This is a genomic window from Microbulbifer donghaiensis (assembly GCF_900129095.1).
Classification (GTDB): Bacteria; Pseudomonadota; Gammaproteobacteria; order Pseudomonadales; family Cellvibrionaceae; genus Microbulbifer; species Microbulbifer donghaiensis.
The window spans coordinates 338571-363557 of sequence record NZ_FQVA01000001.1; the positions used below are offsets into that span (position 1 = coordinate 338571).

Genomic DNA, 24987 nt, shown 5'->3' on the forward strand with positions numbered 1-24987 from the left:
TGCATTTGTGACCAGCATTTGTCCCCGAGTAACTATTTTGACGAGCGCCCCGATTGCTAAAATCGACAGTCAGAGTAGTTACAATAACGCCCTGTTGGAACTCCCATGGCCCCGAGATCTTCGACTTCCCGCCTGTTGCCGCGCGTACTGATCGGCATCTTCGCACTCATCGTCCTGCTGCTACTGTGCGCATGGCTGTGGCTGCGGCAAAGCCTGCCGATCCTGGACGGCACCCTGGAAACCGGCACATTGCGTGTGCCCGCCACCATCTCTCGAGATGCCCAGGGCATTCCGTTGATCGAGTCCGAGGACCGCACTAGCGCCGCGTTTGCGCTTGGCTTCCTGCACGCCCAGGAACGTTTCTTCCAGATGGACCTGTTGCGCCGCAACTCCGCCGGCGAGCTGTCTGAGTTGGTCGGCGCCGCGGCGCTGAAACACGACAGGGAGATTCGCCTGCATCAGTTCCGCAAGCGGGCGGAACGCAACATCGCCGCCCTGCCCGAGGCGCAGCGCCGTCTGCTGGACAGCTACGTGGATGGCGTCAACTTCGGCCTGCAACAGCTCGGCGCCAAGCCGTGGGAATACGCCCTGCTCGGCCAGGAACCACAGCCCTGGTCGACTGCTGACAGTCTCCTGACCATATTCAGCATGTATCTCACCCTACAAAGCCCGATCGGCAAATTCGAACTGCGCGACACCGCGGTTGCAGAGCTTTTGCCGCAGGACCTGTATGAGTTTTACTTTCCCGCCGGCGGCAGTTGGGATGCGCCGCTGATCGGTGATGCCCGCGGGCCCGTGACGTTGCCCGAGACGTCGATTGCCTCCCTGCTCGGCGACGATGATGTCATCGCCTACCAGAAATTTGAGAGCGATGACAAAGTTTACGGCAGCAATAACTGGGTGGTCGGCGGCGCGCTCACCGAGCACGGTGGCGCCATTCTGGCGGACGATATGCACCTCGGCCTGAATGTGCCCAACATCTGGTACCGCGCCGGCTGGAATATCGCCGGCACCGATCGCACCATGCGCGGCGCGACCCTGCCCGGCGGCCCAATTGCAGTGGTCGGCAGCAATGGGCTGGTGGCCTGGGGCTTCACCAACACCTTCGGGGACTGGGGCGACCTGATTCCGCTGGAGCTGAGCGAAGACGGCAAGCAGTACCGCACGCCCGATGGCTGGCGCGACTTCGAGAGTGAGCGCGAAACCATCGCCGTGAAGGGTGGTGAAGCTGAGATTATCGAAGTACGCAAAACCATCTGGGGCCCGGTGGTGGCGGAAGACCATCGCGGCACGCCCCTCGCCTACCGCTGGATCGCGCACGATATCCGCGGCGCCAACCTGAACTTGCTGCGACTGGAAACCGTGACCTCTGCCAGGGAGGCCCTGGACCTGGGGCCGCAGCTCGGCATTCCGCACCAGAACCTGGTAGTGGGCGATAAAGACGGCCATATCGGCTGGACAGTGGGCGGCGCCATTCCCCGCCGTGTGGGTCTCGACGGCAGCCGCTCGCAGTCATGGGCAGACGGCGGCACCTACTGGGATGGTTACCTCGGTGTCGACGAGCAGCCGCGGGTTTTCGATCCGCCTTCGCACCGCATCTGGACCGCCAACGCCCGCACCATGGACAGCGATTTTCTCCGCCTGATGGGCAGTGACGGCTACGCGCTCGGCGCCCGGCAGCAACAGATCCGTGACGATCTTTTTTCCCGTCCACGCTTTGACGAGCAGGCCCTGCTCGACATCCAGCTGGATGATCGCGCCGTATTCCTGCAGCGCTGGCAGGAACACCTGCTTGCGCTGCTGGATGGTCGCGACAATTACGGCGACGTCAGAGAACAGGTGCGCAACTGGGGTGGCCGCGCCGCCGCCGATTCCGTCGGCTACCGCATTGTCCGCAATTACCGACTCAAGTTTATGGAGATCACCACCGCGCCTATTCTGACGTATATGCGCCGCCACCAGCCGGATTTCTCCTTTGGCCCCCTGAAGCGGCAGTTCGAATATGCGCTGTGGGAAATGGTGCAGCAGGAACCCGCACAGCTGCTGAATCCGGAATTTGAATCCTGGTCCGCGCTCAAGCTGTCGGCACTGGATCAGGTGCTCGCGGAGATGGCGGAGGATGGCAAGCCGCTGGCGCAGCAAACCTGGGGTGCGGAGAATACGACGCGTATCCAGCACCCGCTCGGCCGCGCGGTAAGCGCGGTGAACTGGTTTACCGCGATGCCGGCGGATCAGTTGTCCGGCGATACCCATATGCCGCGCTTCCAGTCCCCGACCCACGGCGCCTCACAGCGCATGGTGGTAGCGCCAGGTCGCGAAGACAACGCGATCTTCCATATGGCCACGGGACAGAGCGCCCATCCGCTGTCCCCGTTTTTCGGTAACGGTCATGAGGACTGGGTAGAGGGCAATCCGTCGCCGCTCGGGGAAGGTGAGGTCCGCTATACCCTGCGGCTGCAGTAGACGAAACGATAACGGGTTGGCCCGGCCGCCGAGTGGCGGCCCGCCTTTAACTATTAAATGCGGGCAGGTTTTCGAATTGTCGTCGCACAGCGCCTGCCGTCAGGCGGTTTCGTCCAGGATCGCGAAGGACAGGAAAGACGTGAACAGGCCGATGGCCAGTACGAACGGCAGCAGTGGAAAGCAGAGCATCAGCAGGCAGGTGCCGATCCAGAGGTTTTTTACCCAGCTTCTTTTCAGGCGATAGCGGTGCGTGTAGCGACGGGTGTGGCTGTCCTCACGGTTCGGCACACAGAGTTCGTTTTCCCGCGGCAGGAAGAATCGCACTAAAAGAGTGCATTGGAACCGGATCAACGCCATCAGCATATCGAGCACCCTCGCCAACCTCTCTTGGAGTATAGATGCTCGAATTGAACCGGCTGATGGCGCTCCGTCTACCGACGAGTACAGTGATTACTGCGGGTGATACCAGCGCAGTTTCTCGTGCAGGCTGACAACGCCGCCGATAATTGTCAGTGCCGGCGCTTCCACAGCTTCTGTTTCCGCCAGTTGCGGCAGTGTGCGCAGATCGCCCACGACAACGCGCTGCTCGCTGGTGGTGCCCTTCTCTACCAGCGCTGCCGGCGTGTCCGCCGCCAGGCCGTGCTCCACCAACTGACTGCAGATGGTCTGCAGGCCGGTCAGGCCCATATAGAAGACCAGTGTTTGCCCGGGTGAAGCCAGCTCGCTCCAGGGCAAATCCAGCTCTCCCTCCTTCAGGTGGCCGGTGATAAAGCGCACCGACTGGGCGTGATCCCGGTGGGTTAAGGGAATGCCGGCATAACTGGCGCAGCCAGAGGCGGCGGTAATGCCGGGCACGACCTGAAACGGAATGCCGGCGCCCGCCAGTTTGTCGATCTCCTCGCCGCCGCGGCCAAAAATAAAGGGATCACCACCCTTCAGGCGCAGCACCTTCTTGCCCTGCAGCGCCAGGTCAACCAGCAGCTGGTTGATACCGTCCTGGGCCACCGAGTGAAACTCCTTTTTCTTGCCCACGTAGATGCGCTCCGCGTCGCGACGCACCAGGTCCAGTACGGCCGGTGACACCAGGCGATCGTAGAGCACCACATCGGCCTGCTGCATCAGGCGCAGCGCGCGGAACGTGAGCAGGTCCGGATCACCGGGGCCACCGCCGACCAGATAGACCTCGCCGCCCGGCGCGGGACTGCCCTGCCACTTTTGCAGGGCTTCGAGCAGCTCGTTTTCGCCATCGACAACATTGCCCGCCACTACTTTGTCGGCCACCGGTCCGGAGAACACCCACTGCCAGAAATCCTTGCGGCTCGCTTCGGGCAGGCTCGCTTTAACCCGGTCGCGCATACGTGCCGCCAATTCCGCCAGAGAGGCGATCCCGGGTGCGAGCAGTGCTTCCAGTTGCGCGCGGATCTGCCGCGCCAATACGGGAGCGGCACCGCCGCTGCTGATGCCGATCGACAGCGGTCCCCGCTCGACGATGGCGGGAAAAGTGAAAGTGCAGAGCTCGGGCGCATCCACCACATTGACCGGCAGGCGCCGTGCCCGCGCGTCGGCGGAAACCGCTCTGTTGATGTCGGCATCTGCCGTTGCAGCGATGACCAGCTGCGCCGGCCCGAGCAATTCCTCGCGGTACTGCTCGCGGAAAATCTCGCCACCGCTGGCAGTGGCCAGACGCTGTAGCTCATCGGAAATTTCCGGCGCGACGACCAGCAACCGCGCCTCGGCTTTGATCAGCAAACGCGCCTTGCGTGTAGCTACGGAACCCCCGCCGACGATCAGGCAGGGACAATCTTTGACATCGAAAGCGAGAGGCAGGTAACGCAAGGTAATAATCCGTTATTGCAGGGGAACACAATTTGCGGCAATCGCAGAGCAAAAAAAGGGCGAACACCTCGTTCGCCCTTTCCGGTTTTCTTTACTGGGTTTCCGCGACGATCACTTCCTGGCCGCGCATGTAGGGACGCAGCACTTCCGGCACCTCGATGCTACCGTCCTCGCGCTGATAGTTTTCCAGCACGGCGATCAGCGTGCGCCCTACCGCGAGCCCCGAACCGTTCAGGGTGTGCAGGAGTTCCGGCTTGCCGGTTTCCGGATTGCGCCAGCGAGCCTTCATGCGGCGCGCCTGGAAATCGCCGACCAGTGAGCAGGAGGAAATCTCCCGGTACTTGTCCTGGGACGGAATCCAGACCTCGATATCGTAAGTCTTGCGCGCGGCAAAACCGATATCACCGCCACACAGGACCACGGTGCGATACGGTAGATTCAGTTTCTGCAGGATAGCTTCCGCATTTTCGGTCAGCGTCTCCAGTGCCTGTTCCGACTGGTCCGGGCGGGTGGCCCATACAAGTTCTACTTTTTCAAACTGATGCTGGCGAATCATGCCGCGGGTGTCGCGACCGTGGGAGCCGGCTTCAGAACGGAAGCAGGTCGTGTGCGCAACAAACTTGTGCGGTAATGATTCGGCGTCCTCAACAATGTGATCGCGGTAAAAGTTGGTTACCGGTACCTCCGCGGTCGGAATCAGGTAGAAGCCGCGCTCATCGGTAAGTTTGAACAGGTCTTCCTCGAATTTCGGCAGCTGTGAGGTGCCGTAGAGGGAATCACCGTTGACGATCACCGGCACATTGGCCTCACGATAGCCGTGTTCCTCGATATGGGTATCGAGCATGAATTGTGCGAGGGCGCGATGCAGTTTCGCCACCTGCCCGGTCATCACGGCAAATCGCGAGCCGGTCAGCTTGACCGCCATTTCGAAATCCAGACCGCCAAGCTGTGCGCCCAGGTCCACGTGATCCTTGACTTCAAAGTCGAATTCACGCGGCTGCCCCCAGCGACGCACTTCGACATTGTCTTCTTCGGACACGCCTTCCGGCACGGACTCGTCCAGCAGGTTGGGAATGGCGGACACAATCGCATCCAGTTCGTCCTGCAACTCGGCCAGTGCGTGCTTGGCATCATTCAGCTCACCGCCGAGGGATTCCACTTCTTTCAGCAGTGGTGCGATATCTTCCCCGGCGGCCTTGGCGCGGCCGATGTTCTTGGACTTGCTGTTGCGCTCGTTCTGCAGACTCTCGGTGCGCATCTGCAATTCCTTGCGGCGCTCTTCGAGGCTCTCCAGCTTGTCGGTATCCAGCTCCACGCCGCGCTTCTTCAGTGCTGCGGCCACTTGGTCCATCTGTGTGCGAATGAGTTTGGGATCGAGCATTTTGGTTTTCTTACTGCGTTAGAAATACTTCATGGTAATTGCCATGGCCGCTGCAGTCGCGGCCAGGCAGAGCACCAGGCTGATGAATATATAGGCCAGGGCCGTCAGAGGCTGGCCATTGTGCCACAACAGCAGGGTTTCCAGCGAGAATGTCGAGAAGGTGGTTAGGGCACCGAACAGTCCGGTCATCAGTAGCAGTCGCCACTCCTGGCCCAACAGGCCCCGCTCGACGATCAATACGTAGACGATACCGATCAGGAAGGCACCGGTGACATTGACGATCAGGGTGCCGAGCGGAAAGCGGCCCTCGAAGACCGGGTAGCTCCACAGGCTGATCAGGTGGCGCATCATGGCGCCCACCGCGCCACCAAAGGCGATTGCCAACCACTGCATTGAACTGTCCTTAAAATCTCTACTGCGCTTTGAACTGCCTGAGGCGGCAACGCCGACGGGGTAGTCCGTCTTGCAAGCGTCAGATTTTAACGGAATTTACGCGCGCCGGCAGAGGCGCTGATTCAATCGTCTTCGATCTTGCTATAGCGCTGCTGCGGGCTCTGCCGGTTCAAGCTGCGCAGCTTTTCCAGCTTTTCGCCGATCTTCAACTCCAAACCGCGGGGCACCGGCTGGTAGTAGCTACGGCTGGCGATTTCTTCGGGGAAGTAGTTCTCACCCGCCGCAAAGGCATCGGGTTCGTCGTGCGCGTAGCGATAGTCGGCACCGTGGGCCATGCTCTTGGCCAGCTTGGTAGGAGCATTGCGCAGGTGGACGGGTACGTCGTAGCTGGGATCGCGGCGCACGTCCGCGATGACCCGTTTATAGGCGGTGTAAACGGCATTACTCTTGGCAGCCACTGCCAGGTAGGCAACCGCCTGCGCGATGGCCAGCTCCCCCTCGGGACTGCCGAGGCGCTCCTGTACATCCCAGGCATTCAGCGCCAATTGCAGGGCGCGGGGGTCCGCATTGCCGATATCCTCACTGGCCATGCGCACCACGCGGCGGGCGACATACAGCGGGTCGCAACCGCCATCCAGCATTCTTGCAAACCAGTAGAGTGCCGCGTCGGGATCGGAACCGCGCACGGATTTGTGCATGGCCGAGATCTGGTCGTAGAAGTAGTCGCCGCCCTTGTCGAAGCGGCGCACGTCGGCGCTCAGGACCTCGGTCAACACGCCCTCATCGATTACGAAGCGACCGCCCTCCTCCCGGGCGAGATCACAGGCTATCTCGAGCAGGTTCAGTGCACTGCGGGCATCGCCGTCCGCGGCGAGGGCGATCTTGCGGAGCACTTCTGGCTCGATGGTCACGTCGCGCCGCGCGAGTTCCTCGTCCTCCCGCAGAGCCCGGTTCATCAATCCCAGCAGGTCTTCTTCCGCAATGCTGCGCAACAGGTAAACCCGGCAGCGGGATAGCAATGCGTTGTTGAGCTCAAAGGCGGGGTTTTCGGTGGTCGCGCCGACAAAGGTAACGGTGCCCTCTTCCACATACGGCAGAAAGGCGTCCTGCTGGGCCTTGTTGAAGCGATGCACCTCGTCGACGAACAGAATGGTGCCGCGCCCGTACTGGGCGTGGTGCTGCTCCGCCTCCGCCACCGCCTGGCGTATTTCCTTCACTCCGGCGAGTACCGCCGACAAGGTGGCGAAGCGGGCGTCGCATTCCCGGGCGAGTAGCCGCGCGAAGGTGGTCTTGCCAACCCCGGGCGGACCCCAAAGCACCATCGAGTGCAGCTGGCCCCGCTCCACGGCTTCCCGCAGCGGTTTTCCCGGCCCCAATAAATGCGCCTGGCCCACATACTGGGCCAGGGAGTCGGGCCGCATGCGCGCGGCCAATGGCTGGTGTTTCCGCGCGGACTGAAACAGGTCACTCATCGCGTTTTATTCATCACGAATGACGTCGGTACCGGCCGGTGGCTTGAAATTAAAGATGGAGTCAGCCAGCTTCGGATTGGCGGTCATGCCACTGAATTTGATTTTGGTGGTCTGCCCCATGCTGTCACGCACGGTCATCGCGGAGGGCAAACCGCTCTTGGAAAAGCGGATTTCCATGGTCTTGAAGGGGGCCTGGGCATTTTTCGGGGTCAGGTGGTAGGCGCCCTTCTTGCTGCTGACGTTAAATGATCCGCGAATCTCCTCCACCTTGCCGCCGAGTAGCAGTGCCGGGGTGTCCTTCATGCGCTTATCCACCGGGCGCACAGTGACCTGCTCCAGATCGGGGTCGTAGAGCCACAGCTTCTTGTTGTTGGTGACCAGCAATTGCGGATAGGGAGCGCCGGTTTCCCAGCGCAATTTGCCGGGACGCTGTACCGAGAATTTGCCGCGACTGTCCTGCAGTACTTCGCCGCGCTCATCGATCAGCGTCTGCTGGAACTTGCCGGAAATCGCCCCCAGTGGCTGCAGTAATCGGCTCAGTTCGTCGGTGGCGTCGGCCCAGGCCGCGCTGGCGATCATGCCAAGGGCCAGCAGGGAGTTGCGCAGTAGACTTTTCATATCAGGATTCCAGTCGTGGGATTTCCCTAAAGATTAGTTGCAGGCAGGTGAATGCTGCCTGAACCTCCCGCCATAGCGCCATTTGCAAGCGGCCAATCAGGCCGGCGGCGGCGCCAGCACGGTGCGGTTGCCATTGTGTTCCGCCGGGGAGACAACGCCGGCGGACTCCATGGCATCGATGATGCGCGCGGCGCGATTGTAGCCGATGCGCAACTGGCGCTGCACCGAGGAGATCGAAGCCTTACGCGACTTGGTAACGAAGGCAACCGCTTCGTCGTAGAGGGCATCTGCCTCCGGGTCGTCCTCTTCTCCGCCCTCGGTTTGCAAGCCGGGTACCGGGATGTTGTTGTTGCTGTCGTCGACGATACCGTCGATGTAGTCCGGCTCGCCGCGGCGACTCCAGTCCGCCACCACCTGGTGTACCTCGTGGTCGTCGACGAAGGCACCGTGAACGCGCACCGGCACACCGCTGCCCGGCGGCAGGTACAGCATGTCACCGTGGCCGAGCAGCTGTTCGGCGCCGCCCTGGTCGAGGATGGTGCGGGAGTCGATCTTCGACGACACCTGGAAGGCGATGCGCGTCGGCACGTTGGCCTTGATCAGGCCGGTGATTACATCCACCGACGGGCGCTGAGTGGCCAGCAGCAGGTGAATGCCCGCGGCGCGGGCCTTCTGTGCGATTCGTGCGATCAGCTGCTCCACCTTCTTGCCGACGATCATCATCATGTCGGCAAATTCGTCGATCACGACGACGATGGCCGGCAGCGGCTTCAGGTGCGGGCGTGTCTGTTCCGCTTCTGGCACGCTGGACATGGGATCCGGCTGCCAGATGGGGTCTTCCAGCGGCTCACCGGCCGCGATGGCATCCTTCACTTTGCGGTTGAAACCGGCCAGGTTGCGCACGCCCATCGCCGCCATCAATTTGTAGCGCCGCTCCATCTCCCCGACGCACCAGCGCAGGCCGTTGGCGGCATCGTTCATGTCGGTGATCACCGGGGTCAGCAGGTGCGGAATCCCCTCATACACCGACAATTCCAACATTTTCGGATCCACGAGAATGAGGCGCACTTCGTCCGGCGTGGACTTGTACAGCAGGCTCAGCAGCATCACATTGATGCCGACCGACTTACCGGAACCGGTGGTACCAGCGACCAGCAGGTGCGGCATCTTGGCCAGGTCCGCGACCATCGGCTGTCCCGAGATATCGTGGCCCAATGCCAGGGTCAGCGCGGATTTGGCATTGTCGAAGACGTCCGCCGACAGCACTTCGCTGAGGCGCACCATCTGCCGGTTCTCATTCGGTATTTCGATGCCGACGACGGATTTACCCGGGATCACCTCCACTACCCGCACGCTGATTACCGCCAGCGAGCGCGCCAGGTCTTTGGCCAGGTTGGAGATCTTGCTCACCTTTACGCCGGGTGCCGGTTGGATCTCGAAGCGGGTCACCACCGGACCCGGCAGCACCGAGACCACCTCGGCCACTACGCCAAAGTCCTTGAGTTTCAACTCCAGCAGGCGGGACAGGGCCTCGAGGGACTCACGGGAGAAGCCGGCCTTCTTGTTCTGATCCGGTGGATCCAGCAGGGACAATGGCGGCAAGGTGCCGGTGACCGGGCCACCCTTGAAGAGTTCGCCCTGCTTTTCCTTGGCTGCGCGCGGGCTCTGTTTCGGCTTGGGGGCCGCGGGTTCGATCTTGGGTGGCAGCCGCTTGGCGGTGCGCTGTTTTTCCTCTTCCACCGCGGCCTTGCGCACCACGATCGCCTCGCGGGCGGCCCGCTCCTCCGCGCGCTGCTGGCGCGCGCGCTGGAGGCGGTTGCCCAGCCAGCCGACAAACCCGAGGATGTTGCGACCGATGGCATCGGCCAGCTTCAACCAGGAGAGCCCGGTAAATACAGTGATTCCAATCGCAAACAGGGCCAGCAGCAGGATGGTCGCGCCCACATAGCCGAGGCTCATTTCTGCGGACTCGGCAACGGCGGCGCCGATAATCCCACCATTGGAGAATGGCAGCGGCTCGTCCGCCTGGGCAAAACACAGCGTGGCGATACCGGCGCCGGTGATCAGCAGCAAAGCGAGGCCGGAGACCCGCAATGTAAATAGCGGCCCGTGGAAGCGCGCGTTGCGATCGCGCAATATGCGGAAAGCGCGCCAGCCAATCATCAGCGGGAACAGGTAGGCCATCCAGCCAAGCAGGGAAAGGCAGATATCGGCCAGCCAGGCGCCGGTCGGCCCGATTGCATTCTGAATTTGGCCGCCGTGGCCGGTATGGGACCAGCCTGGATCCTGCGGGCTATAGCTCATCAGGCTGATCGCGAGCAGCAGCGCGCCTGCCAGCAGCCCGATCAGCGCCCCTTCACGTAGCAGGCGGGCGATCAGGGAGTCCGGCAGGGCTCCATGTTCTTCGTTGGGCTGTTCGGTCGCGCTATCGGCCTTCAATGGCTTACCTCGGCTGTTCTTACTACTTATTAGATCTGGCTCGGCGGTATCTATTGGCGGACTGTGTACTACAGACGCCGCGGAAATGCTACCGGCAGCCTTGTTAAGGTAATACGTTAACTGTCTTTTTATCCAACAAAATCATAAAGATAGCTCACTTTCCTGAGGTAAACCGTGAACAAGCTCGAGTTTCGCCTGACAGTTGTCGGTGTGAGGATTTCAGTGAAAGAATAGTGCCCTGCAATGGGTCAAATTAAGCGAAACTATTTCGCCGACCTGTGTCTATCGCCTATCATGGCGACCAATTTAATAGCCTCGACTGATCAAAATATGGTCGAGCGGGTTGATACCCGAATCACTGAGTACACTGTGTTCAATCGACTTTTCAAGAGCGTTCCATGAGTAATAACCACCATCGACTGATTATCCTCGGCTCAGGTCCTGCCGGCTACACCGCGGCCATCTATGCGGCGCGTGCAAACCTAAACCCGGTAGTGATCACCGGTATGCAGCAAGGCGGACAGCTGACCACCACTACCGAAGTGGAGAACTGGCCGGGCGGCGTTGCGGATCTGCAGGGCCCGGATCTGATGGTGCAGATGCAGCAGCACGCTGAGCGCTTCGAGACTCAGATCATTTTCGATCACATTGATTCCGTTGACCTCAAACAGCGCCCCTTTACGCTGAAAGGTAACGACACTTACACCTGCGACGCGCTGATTATCGCCACCGGCGCTTCAGCCCAGTATCTCGGCTTGCCGTCCGAGGAGGCGTTCCAGGGTCGCGGCGTCAGCGCCTGTGCAACTTGCGACGGTTTCTTCTACCGCGACCAGAAAGTGGCTGTCGTCGGTGGTGGCAACACAGCCGTCGAGGAAGCCCTGTACCTGTCCAACATCGCCAGTGAAGTGACCCTGATCCACCGTCGCGATGAGCTGCGCGCGGAGAAGATCCTCCAGGACCGCCTGATGGACAAGGTCGAGAATGGCAATATCAATGTATGCTGGCACCAGAGCCTGGACGAAGTACTGGGTGACGACAACGGTGTGACCGGCGTGCGCCTGCGCAGTACGCAGGACGGCGCCACCAAAGAGCTGGATGTATCCGGGGTGTTTATTGCCATTGGCCACAAACCGAACACCGATATCTTTGCCGAGCAGCTGGAAATGAACGGCGGCTACATCGTGGTGCAGAGCGGTCTCGACGGCAACGCCACGCAGACTTCCATCCCCGGCGTGTTTGCCGCGGGAGACGTGTCTGACCATATCTACCGCCAGGCGGTGACTTCCGCGGGCACCGGTTGTATGGCGGCACTGGACGCCGAGCGCTTCCTGGACGCCCAGTGACACCTGTGCCGGTCGTTATCTGATAGATTGGGGCGATCCACTGGATCGCCCTTTTCGCATCTGGACGGAGATCTGCCCTGCGAGGTGCGCGGCAAGCATGAGGACTGAACCATGATGGGTCCCAATGACGGCTACCTGACCCTGCTGGATGAGAGGCACATAGAGTTCCCGCCCACCAATTGCGCACTGCGGGACCCCAATGGCCTGCTGGCGATCGGCGGCAAGCTCTCACCGCCGTGGCTGCTGACCGCCTACCGACGCGGCATCTTTCCCTGGTTTTCCGACGATCAGCCGATTCTCTGGTGGAGTCCCTCGCCCCGCTGCGTGGTCTTCCCCGAGCGCTGCCGCATCGGCCGCAGCCTGCGCAAGGTACTGCGCCGCGGCACCTTTCAGGTGACCTTTGACCGGGCGTTTGAGCAAGTCGTCGAAGCCTGCCGCGCGCCGCGGCCCGATGCTGAGGGCACCTGGATCACGGATGAAATGCGCGACGCCTACGTCGAAATGCACCGCCTCGGCCATGCCCATTCCGTGGAGGTGTGGCGGGAGAATCGGCTGGCTGGCGGACTCTACGGTATCGCACTGGGGCGGGTGTTCTTTGGCGAATCAATGTTCCACCGTGAGACCGATGCCTCAAAAGTCGCTTTTGTCCACCTGGTGCGGCAATTAGAATTGTGGGGCTGCCCGCTGATCGACTGCCAGGTTAGCAATCCTCACCTGACCAGTCTGGGGGCGGTAGAGGTGCCTCGTGAGGATTTCGAGCGTCTGCTGGAGGCCGCTGTGCGTCAGCCGCCGTTCCCGCAGCCCTGGAAGTTGTCGTGGAGCTATGAGTAAGTATTCCCAACTGGATTCGGTGCGCCTGCTGGCCACTCTCCCCCACCCTTGCGGCTATCTGCCCGACGAGGATGCCACGACCGTGTTCGTGGACCCGCAGACACCAGTCGACCAGCGACTCTACAGCCGCCTGTCGGAGCTGGGTTTCCGCCGCAGCGGTGGCTATCTCTATCGGCCGCAGTGTGCATCCTGCCAGGCCTGTGTTCCGGCGCGGGTGCCAGTCGGGCTGTTTGTACCGAGTCGGCAACAGCGGCGCTGCTGGCGGCGCAATCGGGACCTGGACATCTTTCATGTCGAAACCATCGATACCGATGAGCACTATGAGCTCTACGCCCGCTACATCGAACGGCGCCATGTGGACGGCGAGATGTACCCGCCCAGCCGCGAACAGTTTCGCAGTTTCCTGACACAGGCCTGGGGCGCCACCCGCTATATCGAGTTCCGCGCCCGCGGCAGGCTGGTGGCAGTGGCCGTGACCGACCTGCTGACCGCCGGGTTGTCGGCAATCTATACTTTCTTCGATCCCGAAGAGGACAAACGGAGCCTGGGCAGCTACTGCATTCTCTACCAGATAGAGTGGGCTCGCCGCCTGGGGCTTCCCAGTCTCTACCTGGGGTACTGGATCGAGCAGTGCCAGAAGATGGCCTACAAAAGCCAGTTTCAGCCCATCGAGCTGCTGCGGGAGAACCGCTGGGCACTGAAGGCTCGCTAGCTCCCGACATTCTGCCTTTGCTCTATTCTGCCTTTTCGTGCAAAATGCTCGCCCGTCGCGCCGCGGCTAGGCTTAGTGCCCTGCCTCATACTAAATGCGGCCCGCTGATACCCGCATTTAGTATGAGGCAGAGCACCGGTGCCACCGGGGTAAAGGTCAGATAAAGTTATTTTGAAGGTTACTGCCGCATGGCAAAAGACGATTACATTGAGATGGAAGGCGAGGTGATCGACACCCTGCCCAATACCACTTTCCGCGTAAAGCTGGAGAACGGACACGTGGTGATCGCGCATATTTCTGGGAAAATGCGCAAGAACTATATTCGCATCCTCACTGGTGACAAGGTCAAGGTAGAGTTGACTCCCTACGACCTGACCAAGGGCCGTATCACCTACCGCGCCCGCTAGTCACGAGGCAGGCAGTCCGGCGATCACGAATACGCCGGCTGCAGCAAAGAAAAAGCCACCCTGCGGTGGCTTTTTTTGTTGACTGCAAAAAGAGCTTCGCTTGCGGCGGATCAGGCAGGTACCGCCGTCTTGATGGCCAGCTCGTCGTTCTCGATCGTGACCTCTACGCGGCCGCCCTCCTCCGCCAGCTCGCCAAACAGCACTGCCTCCGCCAGCGGCTTGCGCAGCTTGTCGCGGATCAGGCGCGACATCGGACGGGCCCCCATTTTCTCATCGTAACCGTGAACGGCGAGCCATTCGCGCGCCTCGCTGTCGACCGCGAGCGTCACATGGGACTCGTCCAGCTGTGCCTGGAGTTCGACAATAAATTTGTCGACCACAGTCTTGACGACATCCAGATTCAGCGCGCCGAACTGGATAATGCTGTCCAGGCGGTTGCGGAACTCCGGAGTGAACATCTTCTTGATTTCCTCCATGCCGTCGCTGGAATGGTCTTGGCTGGAAAAACCAATCGAGCGGCGGCTCATCAGCTCTGCGCCCGCATTGGTGGTCATGATCAGGATGACGTTGCGGAAGTCCGCCTTGCGGCCGTTGTTGTCGGTCAGGGTGCCGTGATCCATCACCTGTAGCAGCAGGTTGAACACCTCGGGGTGCGCCTTCTCGATCTCGTCCAGCAGGACAACACTGTGCGGGTGCTTGGTGACTGAATCGGTCAACAGGCCGCCCTGATCGAAACCGACGTAACCGGGTGGCGCCCCGATCAGGCGGGAAACGGTGTGGCGCTCCATATACTCGGACATATCGAAGCGGATCAATTCGATCCCCATCACCTTCGCCAGCTGGCGGCACAGCTCGGTTTTACCGACGCCCGTGGGGCCGGCGAACAGGAAGGAGCCTATCGGCTTCTCCTCTGCGCCCAGCCCTGCGCGGCTCAGTTTGATCGCGGTACTGAGCGCCTCGATGGCGTTATCCTGGCCAAACACCACCATTTTCAGGTTGTCATCCAGTTTGGCGAGCTGCTCCTTGTCGGAAGCGCTGACGCTTTTGGCCGGGATGCGGGCCATTTTGGCGATGACGGTCTCTATCTCGCCGATACCGATAACATCCTTGCGCTGCTCCAGGGGAAGCAGCGACTGATAAGCGCCGGCCTCGTCGATCACATCGATGGCCTTGTCGGGCAGGAAGCGCTCGGTAATGTGGCGGCTGGACAGCTGCGCAGCGGCCTCGAGTGCCTGGTCGGTGAATCGCACCTTGTGGTGGTCTTCGAAGCAACTTTTCAGCCCCTGCAGAATCTGCACGGTTTCTTCGACAGTGGGCTCATTGACGTCAATTTTCTGGAAACGACGCGACAGGGCGCGGTCTTTCTCAAAGATGCCGCGGTATTCGGTAAAGGTGGTAGAGCCGATACAGCGCAACTGGCCACTGGACAGCAGCGGCTTCAGCAGGTTTGAGGCATCCATGACACCACCGGAAGCCGCGCCGGCACCGATAATCGTGTGGATTTCATCGATGAACAGCACCGCGTGCTCGCGTTTCTTCAGCTCGGCCAACAGGGCCTTGAAGCGCTTCTCGAAGTCGCCGCGATACTTGGTGCCCGCCAGCAGCGAGCCCAGGTCGAGCGAGTAAATAGTGCTGTTCAGCAGTGGCTCCGGCACTTCTTCATCGACAATGCGTCGCGCCAGGCCCTCGGCGATAGCCGTCTTGCCCACGCCGGACTCGCCCACCAATAGCGGGTTGTTCTTGCGGCGGCGCGCGAGTACCTGGGTGACCCGCTCCACTTCCGGCCCCCGGCCCACCAGCGGGTCGATGCGTCCGAGTATGGCTTCCTGGTTCAGGTTGGTGGCGTAGCTTTCCAGCGGATCCGAGCCGCCGGGTTCTGCACCGGTACCGATTTCCTCGTCGACCTGCTCCGGCGCAGGGTCGGGATTGTGGTGGTGGTTGTTGCCGCTGGAGCCGACGCGGGAAATGCCGTGTGTGATGTAGTTGACGACGTCGATGCGCGCGACGCTCTGTTGCTTGAGGTAATAGACTGCCTGGCTCTCCTGCTCGCAGAAGATTGCGACCAGCACGTTCGCCCCGGTCACCTCCTTCTTGCCGGAGGACTGCACGTGGAATACTGCCCGCTGCAGTACGCGTTGAAAGCCGAGGGTCGGCTGGGTCTCCCGGTCCGTATCGGCCTCCGGGATCAGGGGTGTGGTGGAATCAACGAACTCGAGCAGCTCGCGTCGCAGAGCGCTGAGATCAGCCCCGCAGGCGTGCAGCACATCCGCAGCGGACTCATTGTCCAGAAGTGCCAGCAACAGGTGCTCCACGGTCATAAACTCGTGCCGTTTCGCGCGCGCACCCTTAAACGCCAGATTGAGCGTTACCTCTAAATCCTTGCTGAGCATCTAAACCTCAAACCCTAAACGCCAATGTCACCCGCCGATTCCACCGGTAAGCGCGCGCCGGAAGCCGGCGACTTGAGTGTGCCTGATTCCTTTCAGGCGACGGGACCCTTGTATCAAAAGCAGCTTCACTACAGCGTCAATCTTCTTCGCTTTCGTCCGCTTCGATCTCACACAGCAGGGGGTGCTGGTGGTCCCTGGCGAATTGATTAACCTGCGCGGCCTTTGTCTCCGCTATATCACGAGTATAGACACCACAGATCGCTTTTCCCTGCGTATGAACCTGCAGCATCAGTTGGGTGGCGCGCTCCCGATTGGCGCCAAAAAACAGCTCCAGAGCCTCGACGACAAAGTCCATTGGCGTGTAATCATCATTCAGCATGACCACCTTGTACATTGGCGGCCTTTTCAGCCGCGGTGGCGCTTCTTCCAGCGCCAGATCGCCTTCCAAGTCCCCCGGATAGTGGAAGTCGTCTTCGGCGTCGTTCGAGTGTAGTTTAATGGCCAGTGAAATACCCATAGCGCTAATCAATGAGATCCTGCAGTGATTTGATGTTGTTACCGGCGTACATGTTAGGCAGGGTGCCATTGTAACCTTATTTGTCCGGGGGCACAGCGGACGGCAGTGGTTCTTGACATTCGCAAATCAGTTAGCTACAAGAGGTATTGCCTGCCCTATCCAAGGGCACCATCGCGACAAGGAATTGGAATCGCGAGCCATGTGCAAGCAAGCGCAGATAAATATAAAGACTCTGTAAGGCGGCCAGCAGTCGCCGAGGCAATTAGAGGGAATTCGCTATGCCTACCGGTACCGTCAAGTGGTTCAATAACGCCAAGGGATATGGGTTTATTCTTGCGGACGAAGGGGGAGAAGATCTGTTCGCGCACTATTCCGCGATCCAGATGGAAGGTTACCGAACACTGAAAGCGGGGCAGCAGGTCACTTTTGACATTATCAAGGGTGATAAAGGCTTCCACGCGGCAAACATCTCGACCGTGTCGGGCGCAGACGCCCCGCACGGAGATCGCGACGCCAGCGAGACTGACTCCGGACAGGAAAAGAGTCAGGCTCAGCGGGAGAAAGAGGCGGAACTCCTCGATTAAAGTTCGCCAGTCAGCCGTCAGCTGGACTTATCGACCGGGCAATAAAAAAGCCCCGCACCTCTCGCTGCGGGGCTTTTTGTTGTGGAAGAGCGGCGGCGCGCCGCCCTTCCCCATGCCATCTTAGGCCATGTGCTTGATGACTTCGTCGCCGAACTCGGAGCAGGACTTCAGTTCCGCACCATCCATCAGGCGCTCGAAATCGTAGGTCACGGTCTTGGCTTCGATCGCACCTTCCATACCCTTGACGATCAGGTCTGCAGCTTCGTTCCAGCCCAGGTGGCGGAGCATCATTTCTGCGGACAGGATCAGGGAGCCCGGGTTTACCTTGTCCTGACCGGCGTACTTCGGTGCAGTACCGTGAGTTGCTTCGAACAGGGCAACCTCGTCGGACAGGTTGGCACCCGGGGCGATACCGATACCGCCAACCTGGGCAGCCAGGGCGTCGGACAGGTAGTCACCGTTCAGGTTCAGGGTGGCAATCACGTCGTACTCGGCCGGACGCAGCAGGATCTGCTGCAGCATGGCGTCGGCAATCACGTCTTTTACAACGATCTCTTTGCCGGTTTTCGGGTTCTTGAAGCTGCACCAGGGGCCGCCATCGATCGGCTGGGCACCGAACTCTTCGCGAGCCAGCTCGTAGCCCCAGTCGGCGAATGCGCCTTCGGTGAACTTCATGATGTTGCCCTTGTGCACCAGGGTCAGGGAGTCGCGATCCTGATCAATGGTGTACTGCAGGGCTTTGCGCACCAGGCGCTTGGTACCCTCTTCGGAAACCGGCTTCACGCCGATACCGCAGTTCTCCGGGAAGCGGATCTTCTTAACACCCATCTCTTCCTGCAGGAACTTGATGACTTTCTTCGCTTCGTCGGTATTGGCTTTCCACTCGATACCGGCGTAGATGTCTTCGGAGTTCTCGCGGAAGATCACCATGTCGACCTTGTTCGGCTCTTTTACCGGGGAAGGTACACCGGAGAACCAGCGCACCGGACGCTGGCACACGTACAGGTCCAGCTCCTGGCGCAGAGCGACGTTCAGGGAGCGGAAACCGCCACCCACCGGGGTAGTCAGCGGACCCTTGATGCTGACCACGTAATCTTTGATCGCCTCGAGGGTTTCAGCTGGGAACCAGTCGCCAGCATAGGTTTCTGCCGCTTTCTCGCCGCAGTAAATCTCCATCCAGGCAATGCCCTTGTCGCCGCCGTAGGCTTTCTCAATAGCGGCATCGATCACCTTGCGCATTACCGGGGTGATATCCACACCGATGCCGTCACCCTCGATGAACGGAATAATCGGGCGATTCGGAACATTCAGCGAACCGTCGGAATTGACTTTAACTTTTTCGCCGTCTGCCGGCACTTGGATATGACCCATATTGCTTAAACTCCCAAAACTCTGTGACTATTTAGGTCGGGTGTTGCTTGCCCTGCCCTTTTGAACCGCGGCGCGGGATTAAAAAACGGCGGGATTATATCAGCATCCGCCCATTTTTGTAGCTGGATTACAATAGTCCGTTTTTCCCATGGCAAAGATCATCCTTTTTAACAAGCCGTACGGCGTGCTCAGCCAGTTCACCGATGACCGCGGTCGCCCCACTCTAGCCGACCACATCAAACGTAAGGGCTTTTACGCAGCTGGCAGGCTCGATTTTGACTCCGAGGGCCTGTTGCTGCTTACGGATGACGGTGCCCTGCAGCACCAGATCAGCCATCCGCGGCAGAAGTTGCCGAAGACCTATTGGGTGCAGGTTGAGGGGAGCGTCGACGACGAGGCACTGAATGCGTTGCGCCGGGGCGTTTCACTCAAGGATGGCCTGACGGCGCCCGCCAAGGCGCGGCGACTGGCCGAGCCCCGTGTCTGGCCGCGGGTGCCGCCCGTTCGGGCGCGCAAATCGGTGCCCACCAGCTGGCTGGAACTGACCATCCGCGAGGGGCGCAACCGCCAGGTGCGCCGCATGACTGCGGCCGTCGGCTTCCCTACCCTGCGCCTGATTCGCATGGCCATCGGCAACTGGCAGCTGGGAGCCCTGGCGCCCGGCGAGCAGCGGCTGGAAGAGGTGTTTGTCGCACCGGGCGTGACTTCGGCCCCCGCCCGCAGGCCGCAGCGGCCGCGCCACCGCCGCTAAGCCCCCTTATCACCACTAATCTATAGGGGAAGATCAAAGTGGTCTTGGTCACAAGGCCCTTTCGCAGGTAAAATTCGCCCCCTTTTTATAGCCCTGATGTAGCTGATTGCCCCTGTCTATGCCCGAACCTACCTCCAAACAGCCCCTGCGCGTCATCGTCGGCATGTCCGGCGGTGTGGATTCTTCCGTCGCCGCCCTGCTCCTGATGCAGCAGGGTTACCAGGTGGAAGGCCTGTTCATGAAGAACTGGGATGAAGACGACGGCACCGAGTACTGCACCGCCAAGGCCGATCTCGCGGATGCCGAGGCGGTGTGCGAAAGGCTGGGTATCAAGCTGCACACCGCAAATTTCGCCGCCGAATACTGGGACCACGTGTTCGAGTACTTCCTGGCCGAATACAAGGCCGGACGTACTCCGAACCCGGATATCCTCTGTAACCGGGAGATCAAGTTCAAGGTATTCCTGGAGTATGCCGAGGTGCTCGGCGCCGACGCCATCGCCACCGGTCACTATGCGCGGCGCAAGGATATCGATGGGCGCACCTATCTGCTGAAGGGCCTGGATGTCAATAAGGACCAGAGCTACTTTCTGCACGCAGTCGGTGAGGCCGAGTTTGCGAGATCACTGTTTCCGCTGGGTGAACTGGAAAAGCCCGAAGTGCGTCGCATCGCCGAGGAAAACGGCTTTATTACCCACGACAAGAAGGACAGTACCGGCATCTGCTTTATCGGTGAGCGCCGCTTCAAGGACTTCCTCGAACAGTATCTGCCCGCCCAGCCGGGCAACATGGAAACGCCCGAGGGCGAAGTCATGGGCGATCATGCAGGCCTGATGTACCACACCATTGGTCAGCGCCAGGGGTTGGGGATCGGTGGCGTCAAAGGTGCCGGTGAAGAGCCCTGGTACGTCGTGGGCAAGGATCTGAACCGCAACGTGCTGATCGTGGCACAGGGCGCCCACCACCCGTTGCTCTATGCCACCGGCCTCGAGGCCGCACAGACGCACTGGATCAACGGCGACGCACCGGCGGCGGCCCGTTCGGCTGAGGGACTGCGCTGCAAGGCCAAGACCCGCTATCGCCAGCCGGATCAGGACTGCGTCGTACATATGCGGGAAAATGGCGATCTCACCGTCAAGTTTGACGAGCCGCAGCGCGCGATCACTCCCGGGCAGTCACTGGTGCTCTACGATGGCGAAATCTGTCTGGGCGGCGCGGTGATTGAAAGGGCCACCGGTATCGGTGCTGCCCTGCCGGAAAAATACCAGAAGAATTAAGGAGCGATTTTGAAGAACTGGCGGGATCAGGCACTGGCACTCGCGGCGATTTTCCAGTCCGCGACACTGGTGGAACGCCTGGCGAAAACCGGCACCGCGCCCCAATCTCAACTGGAGACAGGTGTCTACAGCCTGTTTCAGCTCAATGCCGATTGCACCGACGACATTTTCGCCGGCGCAGCCAATCTGCTTCCGGGCCTGAAGGTGTCGCGGCAGTTATTGCAGTCCCGGCAGCACCCGGAATACACCGACTGCCTGCGCTATGCGCTGTCGATCCTGTACCTGCAGCGCCAGCTGAGCAAGAAGAACGACCTGCTGGCGATCATCGGCAGCAGGCTCGATAAGGCCAAGACACAGGCGGACCACTTTACGCTGACACATGAAAATGTGTTTTCCAACCTGGCCAGCATTTACAGCGACACCCTGAGTACTTTCCGCTTCCGCATCCAGGTGCTCGGGGACTTCAACTACCTGCAGCAGCAGCGCATCGCCAATCAGATACGCGCGATGCTGTTTGCCGGCGTGCGCGCCGCCACCCTGTGGCGCCAACTGGGAGGCCGGCGACTGCACCTGCTGTTCCAGCGCAAAAAACTTTTGGCCGCGACGGATGAACTGATCGCGCAAATTGAATCTACAAGTCACTAAACCCGGAGATTTACCATGACAGTCGAGCTATCCGCCCTTACCGCGGTCTCCCCCATCGATGGACGCTACGAAAGCAAAACCGCCTCGCTGCGCGACATTTTCAGCGAGTACGGCCTGATCCGCGCCCGGGTGGAAGTGGAAGTACGCTGGCTGCAGAAGCTCTCCCGTCACCCGCAGATCGAAGAAGTACAACTGTTCGACGACTCCGCCAACCAGCTGCTCGACGCCATTGTCGCGGAGTTTTCCCTGCAGGACGCGGAGCGCATCAAGGAAATCGAGCGCACCACCAACCACGATGTGAAGGCGGTTGAGTACTTCCTGAAGGAAAAGATCAGCGGCAACGAAGCCCTGGCCAAGGTCAGTGAGTTTGTCCACTTTGCCTGCACCTCCGAAGACATCAACAATCTTTCTCATGCACTGATGCTGCGCGCCGGGCGCGATCAGGTAATGCTGCCGGCGATGAACCAGATCATCAGCGAAATCGCCGACCTGGCAACCAATTTTGCCGATGTGCCGATGCTGTCTCGCACACACGGGCAGACGGCGAGCCCGACCACAGTGGGCAAGGAACTGGCCAACGTTGTCGCGCGCCTGCGCCGCCAGGTACAGCAAATCCGCGCTGTGGAACTGCTCGGCAAGATCAACGGTGCAGTGGGCAACTACAATGCACACCTGTCCGCCTACCCGGATATCGACTGGGAGAAGAACGCCGAAGAGTTCGTGACCTCCCTGGGTCTCAGCTGGAACCCCTACACGACCCAGATCGAACCCCACGACTATATCGCCGAGCTGTTCGACGCGATCGCGCGCTTCAATACCATCCTGATTGATTTTGATCGCGACATCTGGGGATACATCTCTCTCGGCTATTTCAAGCAGAAGGTCGTGGCCGGCGAAGTCGGCTCATCCACCATGCCGCACAAGGTCAACCCGATTGACTTCGAAAACTCCGAGGGGAACCTGGGGCTGGCGAATGCCGTATTCCAGCACCTGGCGGCCAAGCTGCCGGTTTCCCGCTGGCAGCGCGACCTGACCGACTCCACTGTATTGCGCAATATGGGTGTCGGCGCCGGCTACTCCGCAATCGCCTATGCCGCCACCCTCAAGGGACTGAGCAAGCTGGAAATCAACCGTGAGCGCCTGGCAGAGGATCTCGATAACGCGTGGGAAGTACTGGCGGAACCGATTCAGACTGTCATGCGCCGTTACAATATCGAGGAGCCCTACGAGAAACTGAAGGCATTGACTCGCGGCCAGGGTATCAACCAGCAGACGCTGAAGACTTTTATCGAAAACCTGGATATCCCCGCTGAGGCCAAGCAGTCCCTGCACGAGCTGACGCCGGCGAGTTACATTGGCAACGCTGTGGATCAGGCGAAAAAGATCTAAAGCGTAGGATGGGCAAAGCGCAGCGTGCCCATCACCCCCGAAGATGGGCATGTCGCTGCGCTCCTTTGCCCATCCTACGAATAGGGATCTCGTGATTAAGCCACTCACTCATCTCGGCGATATGCCGGTAGCGGAATTTCTCCGCGACTACTGGCAACAGAAACCGCTGTTGATTCGCAATGCCTTCTCGGGTTTTCAGTCGCCCATTTCCGGCGAGGAACTGGCCGGTATGGCCCTCGAGGAGGCGGTCGAGTCCCGCCTGGTTCTGGAGCACGGCGACGAAGGCCCCTGGCAGCTGCGCACCGGACCTTTCACCGAAGAGGAGTTCCTGTCTCTGCCACGCTCCCACTGGACGTTGCTGGTACAGGCGGTGGACCAGTGGATTTCCGAGGTTGCCGAGCTGAAAGACTACTTTCGCTTTCTTCCCGACTGGCGGCTGGACGACGTGATGATCAGCTACGCCGCCGACAAGGGCAGCGTCGGGCCACATTTCGACTATTACGACGTCTTTCTGTTGCAGGCCGAGGGTAAGCGCCTGTGGCAGCAGGGACCGAAAGCAGATGATTCGAGTCCCCGGGTTGAAGGTACACCGCTGAACATCCTGCAGGACTTTGAGCCGGACAACAGCTGGGTCCTCGAGCCCGGCGACATGCTGTACCTGCCGCCGCAATACAGCCACTGGGGTATCGCCGAAGGTGCCTGCACCACGATTTCCTTCGGCTTCCGCGCCCCGTCGGCGGCCACTATTCTCGAAGATCTCGCTGCGGAACTGGCGCACGGCCTGCCGCAGCACCTGCGCTACACCGATGCAGGCATTGCGGCCGCCGCCAACCCGGCGGAGATAGATCCCGCGGCGGTAGCGCGACTGCAGCAACAGCTGAGCAGCTGGCTGCAACAGCCACAGAATATCGCCCAGTGGTTCGGTGCAGTAATGACCGAGGCAAAATACCCGGACACGGTCGCGCTGGATGCCGGTGAGGCCGAAGACTGGCGGGATCAACTACTGGAAGGCACGGAACTGGTGCTGAATCCGGCCTCCCGCTGCGCCTTCTGCCGAGATCCTGCGACGCTTTTTGTCGACGGCGAGTCATTTCCGGTGTCCCTGCCGTTCGCCGAGCGGTTCTGTGAGAGCCATCGCCTGGTGCAGGACGACATTGAAGCCTTCCCCGAGCTGGGTCACACTGGGGGTCTGATAGACCAGCTGGTCTCCCAGGGAAGCCTGATTTTCCCGCCGGAGGATTTCTGAAGATGGCGACGATTATTCGCCCCGCTGACTGGGCAACCGAGCGCGCCTCAATTCGCGCGGTCAGAGAGGAAGTCTTCATTCGCGAGCAAAAGGTTGATCCGGATATTGAGTGGGATGACCAGGAGGAAACTGCACAGCACTTCCTCGTGCTGGAGGATGGTGTGGCGGTGGGGACCGGTCGCATTACTGCCGCAGGCAAGATCGGTCGCATGGCGATTTTGAAATCTGTTCGCGGCAGCGGGCTCGGCTTCCGCTTGCTCGAAGCGATTTGCGAGTACGCCCGCGAGGCCGGCGTAAATCGGGTCTACCTGCACGCCCAGCGCCACGCCGAAGGTTTTTACAGCAAGGCGGGATTTGTCGCCGACGGCCCCGAGTTTGTCGAGGCGAATATCCCGCATATCAAGATGGTGCGCCACTTTGGCTGATGAGCAATCTGCAGATCCTCGCCCTCTCGACGATTTGGCCGGCTTTCGCGCGGCGCTGATCGAACTGCTCCAGGGGACGCGCCGGGAGTTGTGTATCTTTTCCGAGCAATTGGCCCGCGCTCTCTACCACGACAGCGAAGTTGCGGAGACTCTGTCGGTCTTCGCACGCAGCAGCGCGCTCGCCCGCGTTCGGGTTCTGGTCCGGGACACGACGCCGATAGTCGGGCGCTTTCACCGGATACAGGGGCTGGCGCAGCGGCTGAGCTCGCGGATCACGATTCGCAAGGTTCAGGCGACGGTGGACACCCCCGATTGGGAATTTGTCGTTGCCGACGGCCAGCAGGTGCTGCAGTGTGAGGATCGCGAGGTGTGGCGCGGTGTCTACTATACGGATAATCCAGTGCGTGCGCGCAGCCTGCTGGATCAGTTCGAGCAGGATTGGCCGCTGGCGGTAACTGATCCCGACCTGCGGCGTCTATCCCTCTAATGCCCCTCTAA

General features: G+C 60.5%; 23 protein-coding genes. 13 read left to right on the plus strand and 10 right to left on the minus strand.

Annotation, left to right across the window (positions count from 1 at the left end; translation table 11 throughout):
• Nucleotides 1–105: 105 nt before the first annotated feature.
• Nucleotides 106–2463, plus strand: a complete 2358-nt coding sequence (locus BUC36_RS01455) for a penicillin acylase family protein (protein ID WP_073270737.1) — start codon at nt 106–108, stop codon at nt 2461–2463.
• Between the two features lie 99 nt (nt 2464–2562).
• Here BUC36_RS01455 and BUC36_RS01460 read toward each other — a convergent pair whose 3' ends face one another.
• From BUC36_RS01460 to BUC36_RS01490, 7 genes are all read right to left on the minus strand, one after another.
• Nucleotides 2563–2787: a hypothetical protein gene (locus BUC36_RS01460; protein ID WP_234994858.1), complete on the minus strand. Its 225-nt coding sequence runs from the start codon at nt 2785–2787 to the stop codon at nt 2563–2565.
• A gap of 126 nt (nt 2788–2913) precedes the next feature.
• Nucleotides 2914–4299: a siroheme synthase CysG gene (gene cysG / locus BUC36_RS01465; RefSeq protein WP_073270739.1), complete on the minus strand. Its 1386-nt coding sequence runs from the start codon at nt 4297–4299 to the stop codon at nt 2914–2916.
• Nucleotides 4300–4390: 91 nt separating this feature from the next.
• Entirely contained in the window at nt 4391–5680 is a 1290-nt protein-coding gene (serS, locus tag BUC36_RS01470) for a serine--tRNA ligase (RefSeq protein ID WP_073270741.1), read from the minus strand.
• A gap of 18 nt (nt 5681–5698) precedes the next feature.
• Nucleotides 5699–6073, minus strand: coding sequence for a fluoride efflux transporter CrcB (gene crcB, locus BUC36_RS01475; protein WP_073270743.1), 375 nt, complete (start codon nt 6071–6073; stop codon nt 5699–5701).
• A 122-nt stretch (nt 6074–6195) separates the two neighbouring features.
• Entirely contained in the window at nt 6196–7545 is a 1350-nt protein-coding gene (locus BUC36_RS01480; RefSeq protein WP_073270745.1) for a replication-associated recombination protein A, read from the minus strand.
• Nucleotides 7546–7551: 6 nt separating this feature from the next.
• Nucleotides 7552–8163 (minus strand): outer membrane lipoprotein periplasmic chaperone LolA, encoded by a 612-nt coding sequence (gene lolA / locus BUC36_RS01485; protein ID WP_073270746.1) that lies wholly within the window; start codon nt 8161–8163, stop codon nt 7552–7554.
• 96 nt (nt 8164–8259) lie between these two features.
• Nucleotides 8260–10602: a DNA translocase FtsK gene (locus tag BUC36_RS01490; RefSeq protein WP_073270748.1), complete on the minus strand. Its 2343-nt coding sequence runs from the start codon at nt 10600–10602 to the stop codon at nt 8260–8262.
• 398 nt (nt 10603–11000) lie between these two features.
• Here BUC36_RS01490 and trxB point away from each other — a divergent pair, with 398 nt between their 5' ends.
• From trxB to infA, 4 genes are all read left to right on the plus strand, one after another.
• A complete protein-coding gene (gene trxB, locus BUC36_RS01495) occupies nt 11001–11945 on the plus strand; it encodes a thioredoxin-disulfide reductase (RefSeq protein ID WP_073270750.1) in 945 nt (314 codons plus the stop codon).
• A 111-nt stretch (nt 11946–12056) separates the two neighbouring features.
• Nucleotides 12057–12776, plus strand: coding sequence for a leucyl/phenylalanyl-tRNA--protein transferase (gene aat, locus BUC36_RS01500; protein ID WP_234994859.1), 720 nt, complete (start codon nt 12057–12059; stop codon nt 12774–12776).
• Entirely contained in the window at nt 12769–13488 is a 720-nt protein-coding gene (locus BUC36_RS01505) for an arginyltransferase (RefSeq protein WP_073270752.1), read from the plus strand. The genes aat and BUC36_RS01505 overlap by 8 nt, the downstream gene beginning before the upstream one ends.
• 188 nt (nt 13489–13676) lie before the next feature.
• Nucleotides 13677–13895 (plus strand): translation initiation factor IF-1, encoded by a 219-nt coding sequence (gene infA / locus BUC36_RS01510; RefSeq protein ID WP_067081888.1) that lies wholly within the window; start codon nt 13677–13679, stop codon nt 13893–13895.
• A gap of 110 nt (nt 13896–14005) precedes the next feature.
• On the opposite strand, the gene clpA is transcribed toward infA, so the two are convergent.
• Together clpA and clpS are read right to left on the minus strand one after the other, a co-directional pair.
• Entirely contained in the window at nt 14006–16285 is a 2280-nt protein-coding gene (gene clpA, locus BUC36_RS01515) for an ATP-dependent Clp protease ATP-binding subunit ClpA (protein ID WP_073270754.1), read from the minus strand.
• A 136-nt stretch (nt 16286–16421) separates the two neighbouring features.
• Entirely contained in the window at nt 16422–16802 is a 381-nt protein-coding gene (gene clpS / locus BUC36_RS01520) for an ATP-dependent Clp protease adapter ClpS (protein WP_073270755.1), read from the minus strand.
• Nucleotides 16803–17080: 278 nt separating this feature from the next.
• Between clpS and cspD the strand changes: the two genes are divergently transcribed.
• Nucleotides 17081–17386, plus strand: a complete 306-nt coding sequence (cspD, locus tag BUC36_RS01525; protein WP_073270757.1) for a cold shock domain-containing protein CspD — start codon at nt 17081–17083, stop codon at nt 17384–17386.
• Nucleotides 17387–17506: 120 nt separating this feature from the next.
• On the opposite strand, the gene icd is transcribed toward cspD, so the two are convergent.
• Nucleotides 17507–18757: an NADP-dependent isocitrate dehydrogenase gene (gene icd / locus BUC36_RS01530; RefSeq protein WP_073270759.1), complete on the minus strand. Its 1251-nt coding sequence runs from the start codon at nt 18755–18757 to the stop codon at nt 17507–17509.
• A 148-nt stretch (nt 18758–18905) separates the two neighbouring features.
• On the opposite strand from icd, the gene BUC36_RS01535 reads away from it, so the two are divergent.
• The 7 genes from BUC36_RS01535 (at nt 18906) to BUC36_RS01565 (ending at nt 24976) form a co-directional block, all read left to right on the plus strand.
• Nucleotides 18906–19508: a pseudouridine synthase gene (locus tag BUC36_RS01535; RefSeq protein ID WP_073270761.1), complete on the plus strand. Its 603-nt coding sequence runs from the start codon at nt 18906–18908 to the stop codon at nt 19506–19508.
• A gap of 118 nt (nt 19509–19626) precedes the next feature.
• Complete coding sequence (mnmA, locus tag BUC36_RS01540; RefSeq protein WP_143186845.1) at nt 19627–20784, plus strand: tRNA 2-thiouridine(34) synthase MnmA; 1158 nt, start codon at nt 19627–19629, stop codon at nt 20782–20784.
• Nucleotides 20785–20793: 9 nt separating this feature from the next.
• Entirely contained in the window at nt 20794–21429 is a 636-nt protein-coding gene (hflD, locus tag BUC36_RS01545; protein ID WP_084535457.1) for a high frequency lysogenization protein HflD, read from the plus strand.
• A 15-nt stretch (nt 21430–21444) separates the two neighbouring features.
• Nucleotides 21445–22818 carry an adenylosuccinate lyase gene (purB, locus tag BUC36_RS01550; RefSeq protein WP_073270766.1) on the plus strand — a complete coding sequence of 458 codons (1374 nt, stop codon included), beginning with the start codon at nt 21445–21447 and terminating at the stop codon, nt 22816–22818.
• A gap of 91 nt (nt 22819–22909) precedes the next feature.
• On the plus strand, nt 22910–24064 hold the full coding sequence (locus BUC36_RS01555) for a cupin domain-containing protein (protein WP_143186846.1): 1155 nt from the start codon (nt 22910–22912) through the stop codon (nt 24062–24064).
• A gap of 2 nt (nt 24065–24066) precedes the next feature.
• Nucleotides 24067–24489: a GNAT family N-acetyltransferase gene (locus BUC36_RS01560; RefSeq protein WP_073270768.1), complete on the plus strand. Its 423-nt coding sequence runs from the start codon at nt 24067–24069 to the stop codon at nt 24487–24489.
• Entirely contained in the window at nt 24482–24976 is a 495-nt protein-coding gene (locus tag BUC36_RS01565; protein ID WP_143186847.1) for a DUF7931 domain-containing protein, read from the plus strand. Before BUC36_RS01560 ends, BUC36_RS01565 begins: the two co-directional genes overlap by 8 nt.
• The last annotated feature ends 11 nt before the right edge of the window (nt 24977–24987 follow it).